The following is a 17077-nucleotide window of genomic DNA, read 5'->3' on the forward strand; positions in this document are numbered from 1 at the left end:
GTCCGCGCGCTGCGGACCGGCCCCTTCGGCCTACTCACACGCTCACACGTTCCACGTCACGAGCAGGTCTTGCCGTCCGCCGGGACCTTCCCGTCGAGGAAGTATCCGTTCACGGTCGACGTCACGCAGGTGTTCTGGCCGTACGCGCCGTGCCCCTCGCCCTTGTTGGTGAGCATGATGCCGACGCCCTTGCCCAGCTCGTCCGCCATCTTCTGCGCGCCCTCGTAGGGCGTCGCCGGGTCACCGGTCGTTCCGACGACCAGGATCGGACCGGCGCCCGGAGCGCTCGCTTCCGGGGTGTCGTGCTCACCCTCCACCGGCCACTGCGCACACCAGCCGGCCGTGTCCCACGCCAGGAACGGGCCGAACACCGGGGACAGCTTCCGGAACTCGGGCAGTACGGCCCGCGCCTCGGCCGCCGTCGGCCGGAGCCTGCTGTCCGCACAGGAGATGGCGCGCTGCGAGTGGTTCTGGGTGTCGTAGTGCCCCTTCTCGTCACGGCCGTTGTACATGTCGGCCAGCTGGAGCAGCGTGGTGCCCGTGCCGCTCTTCTCGGCCTCGTCCAGCGCCTGCGTCAGATACGGCCAGTTGCTCTCGGAGTAGAGCGGCATGACGATGCCGGTGACGGCCAGCGATTCGTTGAGCTCGCGGCCCGAGTCGGTCGGCAGCGGCTTCCTGTCGATCCGCTCCAGCAGCCGGACGATCCGCTGCGTGCCCGCCTTCGGGTCCTGGCCGCGGTCCTTGAGGTAGTTCTCCAGCGCCCGCTGGAAGCCGGTCGCCTGGTTGCGCGCGTGCCCGATCGCGTCCGCGGTCGGGTCGACGACGGCGTCCAGGACGGTGCGCCCCACCTTCGCGGGGAAGAGGTGCGCGTAGGTGCCGCCCAGCTCCGTGCCGTACGACATGCCGAAGTAGGTGAGCTTCTTGTCGCCGAGCACCTCACGGATCAGATCCAGGTCCCGGGCGGCGTTCGTCGTGCCGACGTACGGCAGGACCTTGCCGGAGCGGCGCTCGCAGCCGGCGCCGAAGTCCGCGCCGTCCTTCATGAACGCCGCCTCCTCCGCCGCCGTGTCCGGGGTCAGGTCGACCTTCCGGTAGGCCTGCTCCGCCTCCTTGTCGGTCCGGCAGTTCACCCCCGCGCTGGCCGCGACGCCGCGCGGGTCGAAGCTCACCAGGTCGTAGCGGGCGTTGAGCTTCCCGTACGAGCCGGCTGCGCGCGGCAGTATCGAGACCCCCGAACCGCCGGGGCCGCCGAAGTTGAACAGCATCGAGCCGAGGCGCCGGCCCTTGTCCCGGGCCTCCTTGCGGATCAGCGCGATCCCGATCGTGTCGCCGTCCGGCTTCGCGTAGTCCAGCGGCACATCGACCGTCGCGCACCGCCAGCCGGCACCGGGGGCCTCGCCGCCCGCGGGGGCCTTGCAGCGCTTCCAGTCCGGCCGCTGGGAGGTGAGGGCGGCGGGCAGCTCGGGGGTGCCGGGCTGCCCGCTCGGCGTGGCGGAGGACGAGCCGGGCGAGGACGCCGCAGCGCGGTCCGTCCCGTCGGCCGGCTTGTCGTCCGTACCGCTGTCACAGCCCGCGAGCAGCCCCGTCAGCAGAAGTGCGGCGCCGGCCAGAGCCCCGGCGCGTGCGTGTCCGAGCACGTGTACGTCCCTCCCCGATGTGCCTGTACGTACTACGTACAGAAAGTGCGCCCATGCTAGGCCGTCACCGGACGGCGAATTACCTGCAGACCGTGCCGTCCGCCGGAACCTTGCCGTCCAGCAGGTAGCCGCCCACAGCCTTCTGCACGCAGACGTTGCCGCTGTTGTACGCGCCGTGGCCCTGGCCCTCGTAAGTCAGTTCCACACCGACGCCCTTGCCGAGCGCGTCGACCATGGCCTTGGCTCCCGCGTACGGGGTCGCCGGGTCGCCGGTGTTGCCGATGACGAGGATGGGGGCCGAGCCGGGGGCGCTGACGTCCGGGACGTCCCAGGTGCCCGCCACCGGCCAGCCGGTGCAGGACATCAGGCTCCAGCCCAGATAGTCACCGAAGACCGGCGACGCGGACCGGAACTCCGGGAGCCTCGCCTTGGTCTGGTCCGCGGTGAACCGCTGCTTGGAGTCGACGCAGTTGATGGCGGTGTTGGCGGCCATCGAGTTGTCGTAGCGGCCGTCCTGGGAACGGCCGTTCAGCGAGTCCGCGAGGGCCAGGAGCAGCGCACCGTTCCCGCCGTCGGCCTCGTCCACGCCCTGCTCCAGGAACGGCCAGGTCTCCTTGGAGTAGAGGGCGGCCGCGATACCGGTGATGGCCAGGGTCTGCGTCAGCTGCCGGTCGCCGAGCCCCGGGATCGGCTTCTTCTCCAGCCGGTCGAGCAGATCGGCGATCCCCTGCTCGACCTCCTTGGCGTTGGAGCCGGGGAGCTTGCAGGTGTCGCCGCGGTTCGCACAGTCCTTGGCGAAGTTGTCCAGGGCGAGCTGGAACCCCTTGGCCTGGCCGAGCGAGGACTGCGCGAAGTCCTGCGTCGGGTCGACCACCGCGTCCAGCACCGACCTGCCGACGTTCTTCGGGAACAGGTTGGCGTAGACGCCGCCCAGTTCGGTGCCGTACGAGATGCCGAAGTAGTACAGCTTCTTGTCGCCGAGCACCTGACGCATCAGGTCCATGTCGCGGGCGGCGTTGGCGGTGCCGACGTAGGGGAGCTCCTTGCCGGAGTTCTTCTTGCAGGCCAGGGCGTACGTCTTGGTGTCCTTGAGGAAGGTGTTCAGCTCGGCGGTGGTGTCCGGGGTGCTGTCGGTCTCGTAACGGGCGTCGAGCTGCCGGTCGGTCTCGCATTCCACGCCCGCGCTGCGGCCGACCCCGCGCGGGTCGAAGCTGACCAGGTCGTAGCGGGCGCGCAGCGGGTCGTAGGCGGTGCCGAAGGCGGGCAGGGTGGCGACACCTGAGGCGCCGGGGCCGCCGAAGTTGAAGATGAGGGAGCCGATCCGTTTGTCCAGGCTCCTCGCCCTGGCGCGGATGAGCGCCAGTTCGATCGTCTCGCCGCCGGGCTTCGCGTAGTCGAGCGGGACCTTCATGAAGGTGCACTCCCAGGGGCCGGCGCCGGGCAGCGGCGTCGGGGCCGTTCCGCTGCCCTGTTCCGGGGACGGGGCCGGGCAGGTCTTCCACGTCAGTTTCTGGGAAGCGAGGTCGCCGGAGCCGCTCGCCTCGGCGGCGTTCACCGCCAGGGGCCTCGGCGGCCCGTCCGGGTCGTCCTTGTTGCCGCTCTCCGAGCAGGCGGTGACGGGCAGGAGCACGGCGGCGGCGGCGAGAGCGGCGGCACGCAGGGCGGGGGAGGTCCTCATGGCCCCATCGTGCGGCGGGAACCGGACGGGTGCACGAGACACCGGTCCAAGCGGGTGGCCGGGGGCTCGCCGATCGCCGGGGCCGACCGGCCGGCCTTGCTGACGGGACCTTCCTACGGCTGACGGGACCTGCCTACGGTTGGGGAACCGTCAACGCCAACGGACCACACAGCTCACAGCTCGCCCTTACGGGTCAGATGGTTGAAGCAGAGCCATCCGGGAAGCACCGGCAGCCACAGCGTCAGCAGTCGGTACAGCAGAACGGCCGGTGCCGCGACCTCCTTCGGCAGGCCGACCGCGATCAGCCCCAGCGTCAGCGCGCCCTCGACCGCGCCCATGCCGCCCGGGGTGGGCGCCGCCGATCCCAGCGCGTTACCGGCCAGGAAGACCACCGCGATGCTCGCGTAGCTGAGCGGCGGCACATCGGGACCGCTGAACGCCCGGACCGACGCGTCCAGGCACATCACGAACAGGCCGGTCAGCAGCAGCATCCCGCCGATGCCGGTCAGCAGCTTCTGCGGCCGCTGCACCACGTCGAGCATGCGCGGCACGACTCCGGCGAACAGCGACCGCACCCGCGTCACCACGAACTTCCGCAGGAACGGCACCGCCGTCACCACCAGCACCAGCACCGCGATCGTCAGCAGCCCCGCGATCACCGTCCTGGAAGGAGTGAGCGAGGACGGGGTCTTCTCGGTGCCCGTCAGATAGCCGAACGCCGCAAGCAGCAGGATGTGGCAGCCGAGACCGAACAGCTGCGAGGCGCCGACACTCGCCACGGCGAGTCCGGGACGTACCCCGGCACGCTGCAGGAAGCGGGTGTTCAGCGCCACGCCGCCGACCGCGGCAGGGGCGACGATCTTCACGAAGGACCCGGCGACCTGCGCCAGCACGGTCTTGCCGAACGACACCCGCTCCGGCACGAAGCCGAGCAGGCTCATCGCCGCCGCGACATAGCTGAGGGCCGAGAAGCCGACCGCGGCCGCCACCCAGCCCCACTCCGCCTGCTCGACGACCGCACCGAAGTCGGCCTGGGTGAACTGCGAGATGAGGAAGTACGCGGCGATCGCACCGGCGATACAGCTGACCAGGGTGCGCGCCTTGATGCGCTCAAGACGTACCGGTTCGACGGGTGCCTGCGGCCGGATCAGCAGCACCTGCTGCCGCATCTGGGAGAGCAGATCCTCCTCGCGGGCCTCTTCCAGCGCGTCGTCCAGGGCCCGCTTCTCGGCCTGTTTCTCGGTGCGCAGCGACTTGCGGACGGCCTTGCGGCCCGGAACCGCACCGGCGGCCGAGGGCTCCTGAGCCGCCTCGTGTTCGAGCGTCCTGGCACGCTTGGCCGCGTCCGACGCGTCGAGCACCGCCTCGCGCTCGCGCTGCGAGCGTTCCCGGGCGAGCCGGCGCAGCGTCGCCCGGGTGGAGCGGCTCAGCGCGATCGGCTGGAGCAGCGGCAGACAGTCCGCGACGGCATCGGGGCCGAGCACCTCCAGCGCCCCGGCGACGGCCCGCTCGGCACCCACCCGCAGACCGGTGGTGGTCAGCAGCTGGGCGACGTCCATCCGCAGGACCAGATCGCCGGCCGCGATCTCGCCGCCGCGCAGATCGGTGACGAACACCTTGCCTGAACGGTCCACGAGGATGGCGTCGCCGGTGAGCCTGCGGTGCGCGATCCGCCGCGACTGGAGTGCCTTGACCTGGCGCCAGGCGCCGCGCACCAGCTCGTCGGTGATCTCCGAGTCCTCCAGCGCGTCCAGCGAGCAGCCGCCGATGTGCTCGTACACCAGCATCACGGCGTCGGGCCCCAGCTCGGAGGTGGCGATCAGCTTGGGCGCGTTGGCCCCGGCGGCGATTGCCGCGTACGCGAGCAGCGCCTCCTGCTCCAGCGCCTGACGCAGCGACTGGATGGAGCTGCGCTGGGTGATGCCGCGCAGGGTGAGCCTGCGCCACACCCGGTAGAAGAACCCCTGTGCCTGCTGCTCGCGGTCGACGACCGTCACATCGAGCGGTGGCCCGTTCTCCAGGGTGACCAGATAGCGGCGCCCCCGGTCGTTCTGGTCGCCGGAGTCGGGAGTGTCCTCGGCGCGCATCGCGGTGACCGGGCGGAAGCCGACATGGCGCAGACCGGCCATCAGATGCTGACCGGTCGGCCGTACGTTCGGTGAGCCGACCGCGTACAGCGTGCCGTACGCCACGGTCCAGCCGATCAGCACGGTGAGGACGATCGAGAACGGGGTCGTGTAGCCGCCGACCAGCATGGCGAACGCGTCGAGCAGCAGCACCACCCACAGCACGACCCGCCAGCGCGGCCGTCTCGCCATTCCGACCGCCGTCATATAGGCGATCACGGGGGCCAGATAGCCGTGTACGGGATCGGTGAGCGCGTGACCGGGCTGCGGCTGGGTCAGGGCGTCCTGAATGGTGCCGGGGGCGGACTTGGCGACCCACAGGTCGGCGGCGAGCGTGACGCCGTGCGCCAGTACGGCGGCGAGCACGCCGTCCGCGATCCGCAGTCCGTCGCGTTTGATCAGCCGCTCGATGGCGAAGGCGACCGGAACGAGCAGCACGGCGATGCTGGAGACGAGTCCGGCGAGCTTGATCAGGACGTCGGGCGCCTGGCCGGTGCCCTTGTTGATGTCCTGTTCGAGACCGGTGGTCGTGCCGTGGGCGAACGCGGCGATCGAGAACAGGACGACGATCGCCAGGACCCCGATGAGAAGCCGCATGAGGTCGGAGGGGCGGTGCACCCGGGCGGGGAGCAGCGGCTCGTCCCCCGAGACGCTCTCGGCCTGTTCCGCGGCGACGGTGGAGAGGGTGGAGCCGACGAGATGCCCGTGGGCCTCGCCCGGCTCGCTACCGGGCTTTCCGTTCTCCCTGCCCGGCTCCTCGTGCTCCGTGCCGGGCTTTTCGGCGGGTCCGTGCGAAGCATCCGGGTGCGGTTCGGCGTCAGGGGCGTTTGCCGCCTTGGGTGGCTGCACGCCCTGCTCCTTCGTCGCCTCTGAGTGGTCTTCGTGTTCTCGTATCACCGGTCACCGCCTGCACGATGGTGGCACGGCCCGGCGACAGAGGAGGGCATCAGGGTGCACTGCGCGGACACGCGAAGCGCAACATACGCTCCTTTGCTCCCGTACGCACACCCCTTGAAAAGCCGCTCGCGGATCGGGCCGGGCTGTCGGTGGCGTACGGCAGGATGGGCCGGATGAGCCAATACGGGACGAGCGGCGACGGGACGAGCGGCGGGAGCAGCGACGGCGGGACGGGCGGTGCCCGGGCGGCCGACGAGCTGCCGGAGTACGCGGAGCGGGTGCTCGATGTCACCGAGCTGATCCCGCCCGGCCGTGTCATGACGTACGGAGATGTCGCCGAGTGGCTGGGCGACGGCGGCCCGCGCCAGGTCGGCCGGGTCATGGCGCTGTACGGGGGCGCGGTGCCGTGGTGGCGCGTGGTGCGCGCGGACGGGGCGCTGCTGCCCGGCCACGAACTGCGGGCGCTGGACCACTACCGCGCGGAGAGCACCCCGCTGCGCGAGGCGCCGCGCAGCGCGCAGGGCCATCTGCCGCGGCTCGACATGAAGCGGGCGCGGTGGGACGGCGTCACCGGCGGCGCGGGCGCGGACGGGGACAAGGGCGGAGGTGCTCACATCTGACAGCTTCGGCCATTCGGGGGCGCGGCGGGCGCCGCAGGGCCCGGCGCGTGATGTGGAACACGAGGCGATACGTGACGGCACCCGAGACGCAAAGCCCGACGGCGCCCGCGACAAGACACGGGACGGCACCCGTGAAGCGGAACGTGACGCGGTACGCGGCGGACTTGCCCCGTACCGCCTGTACCGCTCGAACCACCCGAACCACCCGAACCGTTCGTACCGCGCGGAACGTGACGAGGTAGGCAGCCGACTCGCCCCGTACCGCACCTCCGCTGGCGTAGCGTCGTCAGTTCGCGGCACGCTCCGCACCCTCCGCACCAGTACACCCACCAGGACCGGCGATCCACGTGAGCTCCTCCTCCTTCACCCGGCACAGTCCGCACCGTCAGGCACGGCAGCGGACCGCGGCCGTGTACCGGCTGGTGCGCACCCCGCCGGGCTCCGTGGAGCCCCCTCTCCTGGACGCGGCACAACGTGCGGTGGTTGATCACCCCGGCGGCCCGCTCCTGGTGCTCGCCGGACCCGGCACCGGCAAGACGACCACACTCGTCGAGGCGGTCGCCGCACGCGTCGCCCGGGGCGGCGACCCGGCCCGCATCCTGGTCCTCACCTTCAGCCGCAAGGCCGCCGTGGAGCTGCGCGACCGGATGGCCGCCCGGCTCGGTGCCGCCCGCGGACCGCAGGCCACCACGTTCCACTCCTTCTGTTACGCGCTGGTCCGCGCCCATCAGGACGCCGACCTCTTCGCCGAGCCGATGCGGCTGCTCTCCGGACCGGAGCAGGACGTCACCGTCCGCGAGCTGCTCGCCGGCCAGCTCGAACTGGAGCAGGACGGCTTCTCGCACATCCGCTGGCCCGACGAGCTGCGGGCCTGTCTGACCACGCGTGGTTTCGCCGACGAGGTACGAGCGGTGCTCGCCCGCAGCCGTGAGCTGGGCCTGGGCCCGGACGCCCTCGGCGACTTCGCGCGCCGCACCGGCAGGCCGGACTGGGGCGCCGCCGCCCAGTTCCTCGCCGAGTACCTGGACGTGCTGGACGCGCAGGGGGTGCTGGACTACGCGGAGCTGGTGCACCGGGCCGTGCTGCTCGCGGAGCGGCCCGAGGTGTCGGCGCTGCTGGCCGGGCAGTACGACGCGGTGTTCGTGGACGAGTACCAGGACACGGACCCGGCGCAGGTACGGCTGCTGCACGCGCTGGCCGGCAACCGGGGGAGCACCCCGGGCGCCGGGGGCGGCCGGGACCTGATCGCGTTCGGTGACCCGGACCAGTCGATCTACGCGTTCCGGGGCGCGGATGTGAACGGCATCCTTGACTTCCCGGAGACGTTCCGGCGGGCGGACGGAGCCCCGGCCCCGGTCGGTGTCCTCACCACCTCGCGCCGCTCGGGCGGACGGCTGCTGGCCGCCACCCGGCTGCTGACCCGCCGGATGCCGCTGACCCGGCTGCCCTCGGCGAAGGTCCGCGCGCACCGGGAACTGGCCGCGGTCCGCGAGGGCGGCGGCGTGGAGGCGTACACCTACCCGACCGCCTCCGCCGAGCTCGACAACATCGCCGACCTGCTGCGCCGGGCGCGCCTGGAGGACGGCGTCCCGTGGAACGAGATGGCGGTGCTCGTACGCGCCGGAGGCCGCACGATCCCGTCGGTGCGCCGGGCACTGACGTCGGCGGGCGTCCCCCTGGAGGTCGACGGCGACGACCTCCCCCTGCGCCACGAACCGGCGGTGGCCCCACTCCTGACGGCCCTGCGCGCAGTCGCCACAGCGGCCCTGCGCCGGGGCGCGCCGGGCGCGGAGCGGGGGGCCGGGGCGGCGGAAGGTGCGGAAGCGGCGGCTCCGGCTCCCCTCCGGCCCGCCGAGGGCGACGACGTACCCGCCCCCGAAACGCCCCCCTGGCTGGACACCGAGACCGCCCTGACCCTCCTCGCCTCCCCCCTCGGCTCCATGGACGCGGCCGATCTGCGCCGGCTCGGCCGGGCCCTGCGCGACGAGGAGCGGGCCGCCGGGAATCGCGTACCGGCGCCCTCCGGCGACCTGCTGGCCCGCGCGCTCGCCGAACCCGAACGGCTCGTCGCGCACGATCCGGCGTACGCCCGCGGCGCCCAGCGCCTCGGCGCGCTCCTGCGCAAGGCGCGTGAGCTGCTCGAAGGCGGCGGCACCGCCGAAGAGGCCCTGTGGGAGCTGTGGGCCGGCACCCCGTGGCCGGCGCGGCTGGAGCGCGCCGCGCTGCGCGGTGGCGCGGGCGGCCGCAACGCCGACCGCGACCTCGACGCCGTCTGCGCGCTCTTCGACACCGCGGCCCGCGCCGAGGAACGCACCGGCGGGCGCGGCGCTCTCAACTTCCTTGAGGAGGTCGACGCCCAGGACATCGCCGCCGACACCCTCTCCAGGCGCTCGGTGCGCCCCGACGCCGTACGGCTGATGACCGCGCACAGGTCCAAGGGCCTTCAGTGGCGTCTCGTCGTCGTCGCAGGGGTGCAGGAGGGGCTCTGGCCGGACCTGCGCCGCCGCGGTTCGCTGCTCGAAGCGGACCGGATCGGCCGCGACGGCCTGGCCGAACCGCTCACCCCCGGCGCCCTCCTCGCCGAGGAGCGCAGGCTCTTCTACGTCGCGGCGACCCGCGCCCGCGAACGGCTCGTCGTCACCGCGGTCAAGGCGCCCGCCGACGACGGCGACCAGCCGTCCCGCTTCCTGACCGAACTCGGCGCTGAACCGCGCGACGTCACGGGCCGGCCGCGCCGCCCGCTCGCCGTCGCCGCGCTCGTCGCCGAGCTGCGTGCCACCACTGTCGACCCCGCCGCCTCCGACGCCCTGCGCGAGGAGGCCGCCCGCCGCCTCGCCCGCCTCGCCGCGCTCACCGACGACGAGGGCCGGCCGCTCGTACCCGCGGCCCATCCCTACCGCTGGTGGGGCATGTACGAGCCGACCCGCTCCGCCGTTCCGCTCCGGGACCGGGACCATCCGGTGGCCCTCTCCGGCAGCGCGCTCGACCAGCTGGCCAACACCTGCGCGCTCCAGTGGTTCCTCGGCCGCGAGGTGAAGGCGGACGCCCCGGCGACGGCCGCCCAGGGCTTCGGCAACGTCGTCCACGTACTCGCCGACGAGGTGGCCTCCGGCCGTACCCCCGCCGATCTGGCCGTCCTGATGGAGCGGCTGGACTCGGTCTGGGACGGCCTCGTCTTCGACGCCCCCTGGAAGTCCCATCAGGAGAAGGAACAGGCCAGAGCAGCTCTCGAACGCTTCCTGCACTGGCACGTCATGGACCGCACCGGCCGCACCCCCGCCGCGAGCGAGCACGACTTCGACGTGACGCTGGAGGCGGGGGAGTACGAGGTACGCATCCGGGGCTCCATGGACCGCGTCGAGCAGGACGCCGAGGGCCGGGCATACGTCGTCGACTTCAAGACCGGCAAGCAGTCCCCAACCAAGGACGAGGTCGCCCGCCACCCGCAGCTCGCCGTGTACCAGCTGGCCGTACGGGAAGGAGCGGTCGACGAGATCTTCGACGGCCGCCGCCCCGTACCCGGCGGCGCCGAACTCGTACAGCTGCGCCAGGCGGCCCCCAAGAAGGAGGGCGGCGACGCGTTCCCCAAGGTGCAGGCCCAGGAAGCGCTCGCCGGTGAATCCGGCGAATCCGGCGAGTGGGTCTCCGATCTGCTGGCCACGGCCGCCGGACGGGTCCTGGACGAACGCTTCACCCCCACGACCGGCCAGCACTGCACGCACTGCACCTTCCGGGCCTCGTGCAGCGCACAGCCCGAGGGCCGCCACATCCTGGAGTGAGCACCCTGAGCAGTCCGGAGCACGGCGGCGGGCGCGGCACATTGTCAGTGCGTCCGGTTAGCCTCGGTCGGGTGTCCTCACCCATCAACGATCCCGAGCAGCTGAAGGAGCTCCTGGGGATCCCGTTCACCCCGGAGCAGACGGCCTGCATCACGGCGCCGCCCGCCCCGCAGGTGATCGTGGCCGGAGCCGGGTCGGGGAAGACCACGGTGATGGCGGCGCGCGTGGTGTGGCTGGTGGGGACGGGGCAGGTCGCCCCGGAGCAGGTCCTCGGACTCACCTTCACCAACAAGGCGGCGGGCGAGCTCGCCGAGCGCGTCCGCAAGGCCCTGATCGCGGCCGGGGTCACCGATCCGGACGCCATCGACCCGGACAACCCCCCGGGCGAGCCCAGCATCTCCACGTACCATGCGTTCGCCGGCCGGCTCCTGACCGAGCACGGGCTGCGCATCGGCCTCGAACCGACCACGCGCCTCCTCGCCGACGCCACCCGCTTCCAGCTCGCCGCCCGCGTACTGCGCGAGGCACCCGGCCCCTATCCGGCCCTGACCAGGTCCTTCCCCACACTGGTCAGTGATCTGCTGGCTCTCGACGCCGAGCTGGCCGAGCATCTCGTACGCCCCGAACAGCTCGCGGAGTACGACACCGACCTGCTCCGTACGCTCGAAACGGCCCGCCTCACCAACGCCGAGCTGCGCAAGATCCCCGAGGCCGCCGAGGCCCGTCGCGAGCTGCTGCAGCTGACCCGCCGCTACCGCGAGGCCAAGAAGAGCCGCGACCTCCTCGACTTCGGCGACCAGATCGCCCTCTCCGCCGAGCTGGCCCTCACACGCCCGGAGGTCGGCGCGATCCTGCGCGGCGAATTCCGCGTCGTACTGCTCGACGAGTACCAGGACACCTCGGTCGCCCAGCGCCTGCTGCTCTCCGCCCTCTTCGGCCGAGGCCCGGAGGAAGCGTCGCCGACCGGCCACGCCGTCACCGCCGTCGGTGACCCCTGTCAGGCGATCTACGGCTGGCGCGGCGCCTCCGTGGCCAATCTCGACGACTTCCCGCTCCACTTCCCGCACGCCGACGGCACCCCCGCCACCCGCTACTCCCTCAGCGAGAACCGCCGCAGCGGCGGCCGCCTCCTCCATCTCGCCAACCGCCTCGCCGCACCGCTGCGCGCCATGCACGAGGGGGTCGAGGCGCTGCGCCCCGCCCCGGGCGCCGAGCGCGACGGCATCGTCCGCTGCGCCCTGCTCCGTACCCACACCGAAGAGATCGACTGGCTCGCAGACTCGATAGCCCACCTCGTGAGAACGGGGAAGGCGCCCGGCGAGATCGCCGTCCTGTGCCGCACCGCGGGCGACTTCCCGGAGATCCAGGCCGCGCTGGTGGCCCGCGACATCCCGGTCGAGGTCGTCGGCCTGTCCGGGCTGCTGCATCTGCCCGAGGTCGCCGACCTCGTCGCGGTCTGCGAAGTGCTCCAGGACCCCGGAGCCAACGCCTCCCTGGTCCGGCTGCTCACCGGCCCCCGCTGGCGGATCGGCCCCCGCGACCTGGCGCTCCTCGGCCGCCGCGCCCGCCTCCTCGTCCACCGCGCCACCCACGGCGACGAGGACGACTTCGACGCCGACCGCCGCCTCGCCGAGGCTGTCGAAGGCATCGACCCGGCCGAGGTGATCTCGCTCGCCGACGCGCTGGACACCTTCCTCGAATCGGGCGGAGGGAAGGACGACGGCCTTCCGTTCTCCGCCGAGGCCCGCGTCCGCTTCGCCCGCCTCGCCGCCGAACTGCGCGACCTGCGCCGCTCGCTGGCCGACCCCCTGATGGACGTGCTGCACCGCGTCCTCGCCACCACCGGCCTGGAGGTAGAGCTCTCCGCATCGCCGCACGCCCTGGCCGCCCGCCGCCGCGAGACCCTCGCCAACTTCCTCGACGTGGCGGCCCGCTTCGCCGCCGTCGACGGCGAGGCGACCCTCCTCGCCTTGCTGGGCTTCCTGCGCACGGCGGTCCAGTACGAGAAGGGCCTGGACAACGCCCTGCCCGGCGGCGAGAACACCGTCAAGGTCCTCACCGCCCACAAGTCCAAGGGCCTGGAGTGGGACGTCGTCGCGGTGCCGGGCCTGGTCACCGGCCAGTTCCCCAGCGGCCAGTCCCGCGACGCCTGGACCTCCCAGGCCAAGGTCCTCCCGCACGCCCTGCGCGGCGACACCGCCACCCTCCCCGTCGTCCACTCCTGGGACGCCAAGGGGCTCAAGGGCTTCAAGGAGGAGATGAAGGAGCACCAGCACACCGAGGAGCTCCGCCTGGGATACGTCACCTTCACCAGACCCCGCACCCTGCTGCTCGGCTCCGGACACTGGTGGGGCCCGACGCAGAAGAAGCCGCGAGGCCCGTCCGACTTCCTGCACGCGCTGTACGAGCACTGCGTGGCCGGGCACGGCGAGATCGAGGCCTGGGCGGACGAGCCGGCCGAGAACGAGGAGAACCCCGCGCTCGCCGAGAAGGCGGCCGACCGGGCATGGCCGCTTCCCCTGGACGACACCGCCCTGACCCGCCGCCGGGCGGCCGCGGACACGGTGATGGCCCATCTGGAGGCCCTGGCCGCGGAGAACGGGGGCGCACAGGACGCGTACGAGACGTCGCCCGACGCTCAGGAGCCGTACGCCGACCCGTATGACGCCGACCCGTTCCCCGACGACGAGGCGTACTTCGACGACCCCGGCGACTGGGAGTCCCTGCCGACGGAGCCCCCACCGTCCCCTGCCACGGCCGCCACTCCCACACCACGCGTCCCCGCGGCCCGCGCCCCCGAACCCGCCGAGGGGCACCGCCTCACCCCCGAGGAGTCCCGCACCCTCGCCTCCTGGGACCGCGACCTCGACGCCCTCGCCGGTGAACTGCGCCGTGCCCGCGCCACCGTGCGCGACGTCCTCGTACCCGCCTCGCTCTCCGCCACCCAGCTCCTGCGCCTCGCCGAGGACCCCGAGGGCTTCGCCCAGGAGCTGGCCCGCCCCATGCCACGGCCCCCGCAGCCCGCGGCCCGCCGGGGCACCCGTTTCCACGCCTGGGTGGAGTCCCGCTTCGAGGAGCTGCCCCTGCCCATGCTCGGCCCGGACGAACTGCCCGGCGGCGACGAGAGCGACGCCGAGATCGCCGACGAGCGCGACCTCGCCGCACTCAAGGAGGCCTTCGAGCGCACCCCGTACGCCCGCCGCACCCCGTACCGCGTGGAGACGCCGTTCCAGATCACCCTGGCCGGCCGGGTGATCCGGGGCCGTATCGACGCGGTGTACCGCACCGGGGACACGTACGAGATCGTCGACTGGAAGACCACCCGCACCAACACCGCCGACCCCCTCCAGCTCGCGGTCTACCGCCTGGCCTGGGCCGAGCTGCACGGTCTGCCGCTCACCGACGTCACCGCCACGTTCCTGTACGTACGCAGTGGAGAGACCGTCCACCCCACCCGCCTCCCGGGCCGGGCAGAGCTGGAACGACTTTTCCTGGACGAGCGATAGGCTCAAGGTCATGAGCGACACCCCGGACAGCGCCGTCCGTACGTACACCGAGCAGCACCGCACAGCCTTCCTCGACGACCTCGCCGACTGGCTGCGCATCCCGTCCGTATCCGCCCAGCCGGTCCACGACGGAGACGTACGACGCAGCGCCGACTGGCTGTCCGCCAAGCTCAAGGAGACCGGTTTCCCGGTCACGGAGATCTGGGAGACGCCCGGCGCTCCCGCGGTCTTCGCCGAGTGGCCGTCCGACGACCCGGACGCCCCGACCGTCCTGGTCTACGGGCACCACGACGTACAGCCCGCCGCCCGCGAGGACGGCTGGGACACCGACCCGTTCGAGCCGGTGATCCGCGACGGCCGCATGTACGGGCGCGGCGCCGCCGACGACAAGGGGCAGGTGTTCTTCCACACCCTGGGCGTCCGGGCCCACCTGGCCACCACCGGCCGCACCACCCCCGCCGTCAATCTCAAGCTGCTGATCGAGGGTGAGGAGGAGTCCGGTTCGCCGCACTTCCGCGCCCTGGCCGAGGAACAGGCAGCCCGGCTCACCGCCGACGCCGTGATCGTCTCCGACACCGGCATGTGGGACGAGACGACCCCCACGGTCTGCACGGGCATGCGCGGCCTCGCCGAGTGCGAGATCGAGCTGTACGGCCCCGAGCAGGACATCCACTCCGGCTCGTTCGGCGGCGCCGTCCCCAACCCGGCCACCGCCGTCGCCCGGCTCGTCGCCGCGCTGCACGACGCGGACGGACGGGTCGCGGTCCCCGGCTTCTACGACGGCGTGACGGAACTCACCGACACCGAGCGCGCCCTCTTCGCCGAGCTGCCCTTCGACGAGGCCACCTGGCTGCGTACGGCCAAGTCCCGGGCGGCGTCCGGCGAGTCCGGCTACTCCACGCTGGAGCGCGTCTGGGCCCGCCCCACCGCCGAGGTCAACGGCATAGGCGGCGGCTACCAGGGCGCCGGAAGCAAGACGATCATCCCGTCCTCCGCCCTGGTGAAGATCAGCTTCCGGCTGGTCGCGGGCCAGGACCCCGACCGCGTCCAGCAGGCCGTCCGGGCCTGGGCCGAGGCGCAGGTCCCGGCCGGCATCAACCACCGGATCACCTTCTCGCCCGCCACCCGCCCCTGTCTGACCCCGCTGGACCACCCCGCCCTGCAGGCCGTGGCCCGAGCCATGGGACGGGCCTTCGGCCAGAAGATCCTCTTCACCCGTGAAGGAGGCTCGGGACCCGCCGCCGACCTGCAGGACGTGCTCGGCGCCCCCGTCCTCTTCCTGGGCATCTCCGTACCGTCCGACGGCTGGCACGCCCCCAACGAGAAGGTCGAGATCGACCTCCTGCTCAAGGGCGTGGAGACAACCGCCCATCTCTGGGGCGAACTGGCCGCCGCACTCCGCTGAATCCTCTGAACACCCGAACCGTCCCGGGGGAGTAGGAAGCACCTGTGAGCACCTTCGACAACGCCACCGCAGACCGGCCTATCGGTCTCACGGCGCCCAGCGGCATCGACCGCGCGGCGCACCACCGCCTCGACGAGGCCTGGCTGGCCGCCGCGTGGAGCCACCCGACCACCCGTGTGTTCGTCGTCTCCGGCGGGCAGGTGCTGATCGACGACACGGCCGACGGCGGTACGGAGATCGTCATGACCCCGGCCTTCGAGGCCCCGGTCACCGAGACCCACCGCTACTTCCTCGGAACCGACGAGGACGGCGTCAGCTACTTCGCGCTCCAGAAGGACTCCCTGCCCGGCCGCATGGACCAGCCGGCCCGCCCGGCGGGCCTGCGCGAGGCCGGGCTGCTGCTCGGTCCGCGCGACGCGGGCCTGATGGTGCACGCGGTGGCCCTGGAGAACTGGCAGCGCCTGCACCGCTTCTGCTCCCGCTGCGGCGAGCGCACCGTCATCGCGGCGGCCGGTCACATCCGCCGCTGCCAGGCCTGCGGCGCCGAGCACTACCCGCGTACCGACCCCGCGGTCATCATGCTGGTCACGGACGACCAGGACCGCGCCCTGCTGGGCCGCCAGGTGCACTGGCCCGAGGGCCGCTTCTCCACGCTCGCGGGCTTCGTCGAGCCGGGGGAGTCGATCGAGCAGTCCGTGGCCCGCGAGGTGTTCGAGGAGGCGGGCATCACGGTCGGCGAGGTCGAGTACATCGCCAGCCAGCCCTGGCCGTTCCCGTCCAGCCTGATGCTCGGCTTCATGGCACGGGCGACCTCGTCCGAGATCGACGTGGACGGCGAGGAGATCGAGGAGGCCCGCTGGTTCTCCCGCGAGGACCTGACGGCGGCCTTCGAGTCGGGCGAGATCCTGCCCCCGTTCGGCATCTCGATCGCGGCCCGCCTGATCGAACTCTGGTACGGCAAGCCGCTCCCGAGGCCGGGCACCGTCGGCTGACGGGCGGGCGGCGTCCCGCGCACGCACAGGAACGCCCCCTCAGGCGCTCTCGGCCGAGGGGGCGTTTGCGTACCGCGGAGCGGCGGGATCAGGCGGCGAGCGCCTGCTTCACCTGAGCCAGGGACGGGTTCGTCATGACGGCCTCGGCGCCCGTGGAGCCGACCACCAGGACGGTGGGAACAGTCTGGTTGCCCCCGTTGGCCTTCTCGACGAAGGCCGCCGAGTCCGGGTCCTGCTCGATGTTGATCTCGTTGTACGCGATGCCCTCGCGGTCCATCTGGCTCTTGAGCCGACGGCAGTAGCCGCACCACGTGGTGCTGTACATCGTCACAGTGCCCGGCATCTCTTCGCGCTCCTCTGTCTCGTTCGTCTCGTCACGTTGCGTCGCCGCGTCTCGCGGAAAGGCTGGAAGGGTGCCCCCCCCGCAGGGAGTGGAA

General features: G+C 72.4%; 9 protein-coding genes. 5 read left to right on the top strand and 4 right to left on the bottom strand.

The window, feature by feature from the left end:
• Positions 1-56 precede the first annotated feature (56 nt).
• From OG507_RS26835 to OG507_RS26845, 3 genes are all read right to left on the bottom strand, one after another.
• The gene (locus OG507_RS26835) at positions 57-1637 is read right to left on the bottom strand and encodes an alpha/beta hydrolase (protein ID WP_327369731.1); all 1581 of its coding nucleotides are present in this window, start codon (positions 1635-1637) and stop codon (positions 57-59) included.
• A gap of 79 nt (positions 1638-1716) precedes the next feature.
• Complete coding sequence (locus OG507_RS26840) at positions 1717-3315, bottom strand: alpha/beta hydrolase (protein ID WP_327369732.1); 1599 nt, start codon at positions 3313-3315, stop codon at positions 1717-1719.
• A 173-nt stretch (positions 3316-3488) separates the two neighbouring features.
• Positions 3489-6290, bottom strand: coding sequence for a lysylphosphatidylglycerol synthase domain-containing protein (locus OG507_RS26845; protein WP_327369733.1), 2802 nt, complete (start codon positions 6288-6290; stop codon positions 3489-3491).
• Between the two features lie 221 nt (positions 6291-6511).
• Between OG507_RS26845 and OG507_RS26850 the strand changes: the two genes are divergently transcribed.
• From OG507_RS26850 to nudC, 5 genes are all read left to right on the top strand, one after another.
• A complete protein-coding gene (locus OG507_RS26850) occupies positions 6512-6958 on the top strand; it encodes an MGMT family protein (protein WP_327369734.1) in 447 nt (148 codons plus the stop codon).
• A 347-nt stretch (positions 6959-7305) separates the two neighbouring features.
• The gene (locus OG507_RS26855; protein WP_327369735.1) at positions 7306-10737 is read left to right on the top strand and encodes an ATP-dependent helicase; all 3432 of its coding nucleotides are present in this window, start codon (positions 7306-7308) and stop codon (positions 10735-10737) included.
• A gap of 71 nt (positions 10738-10808) precedes the next feature.
• Positions 10809-14243, top strand: coding sequence for a UvrD-helicase domain-containing protein (locus OG507_RS26860; protein WP_327369736.1), 3435 nt, complete (start codon positions 10809-10811; stop codon positions 14241-14243).
• A gap of 10 nt (positions 14244-14253) precedes the next feature.
• A complete protein-coding gene (locus OG507_RS26865) occupies positions 14254-15648 on the top strand; it encodes a dipeptidase (RefSeq protein ID WP_327369737.1) in 1395 nt (464 codons plus the stop codon).
• Between the two features lie 44 nt (positions 15649-15692).
• The gene (nudC, locus tag OG507_RS26870) at positions 15693-16640 is read left to right on the top strand and encodes an NAD(+) diphosphatase (RefSeq protein ID WP_327369738.1); all 948 of its coding nucleotides are present in this window, start codon (positions 15693-15695) and stop codon (positions 16638-16640) included.
• Positions 16641-16728: 88 nt separating this feature from the next.
• Here the strand turns inward: nudC and OG507_RS26875 are convergent, their stop codons facing one another.
• Positions 16729-16983: a mycoredoxin gene (locus tag OG507_RS26875; protein WP_327369739.1), complete on the bottom strand. Its 255-nt coding sequence runs from the start codon at positions 16981-16983 to the stop codon at positions 16729-16731.
• Positions 16984-17077: the final 94 nt, after the last annotated feature.

Origin of the sequence: Streptomyces sp. NBC_01217, from assembly GCF_035994185.1 — a bacterium.
Classification (GTDB): domain Bacteria; phylum Actinomycetota; class Actinomycetes; order Streptomycetales; family Streptomycetaceae; genus Streptomyces.

What these genes read in the sequence shown, in the direction of transcription:
- OG507_RS26875 (WP_327369739.1), bottom strand. Translation starts at nt 16,983, where the DNA reads ATGCCGGGCACTGTGACGATGTACAGCACCACGTGGTGCGGCTACTGC.
- OG507_RS26850 (WP_327369734.1), top strand. Translation starts at nt 6,512, where the DNA reads ATGAGCCAATACGGGACGAGCGGCGACGGGACGAGCGGCGGGAGCAGC.
- OG507_RS26865 (WP_327369737.1), top strand. Translation starts at nt 14,254, where the DNA reads ATGAGCGACACCCCGGACAGCGCCGTCCGTACGTACACCGAGCAGCAC.
- OG507_RS26840 (WP_327369732.1), bottom strand. Translation starts at nt 3,315, where the DNA reads ATGAGGACCTCCCCCGCCCTGCGTGCCGCCGCTCTCGCCGCCGCCGCC.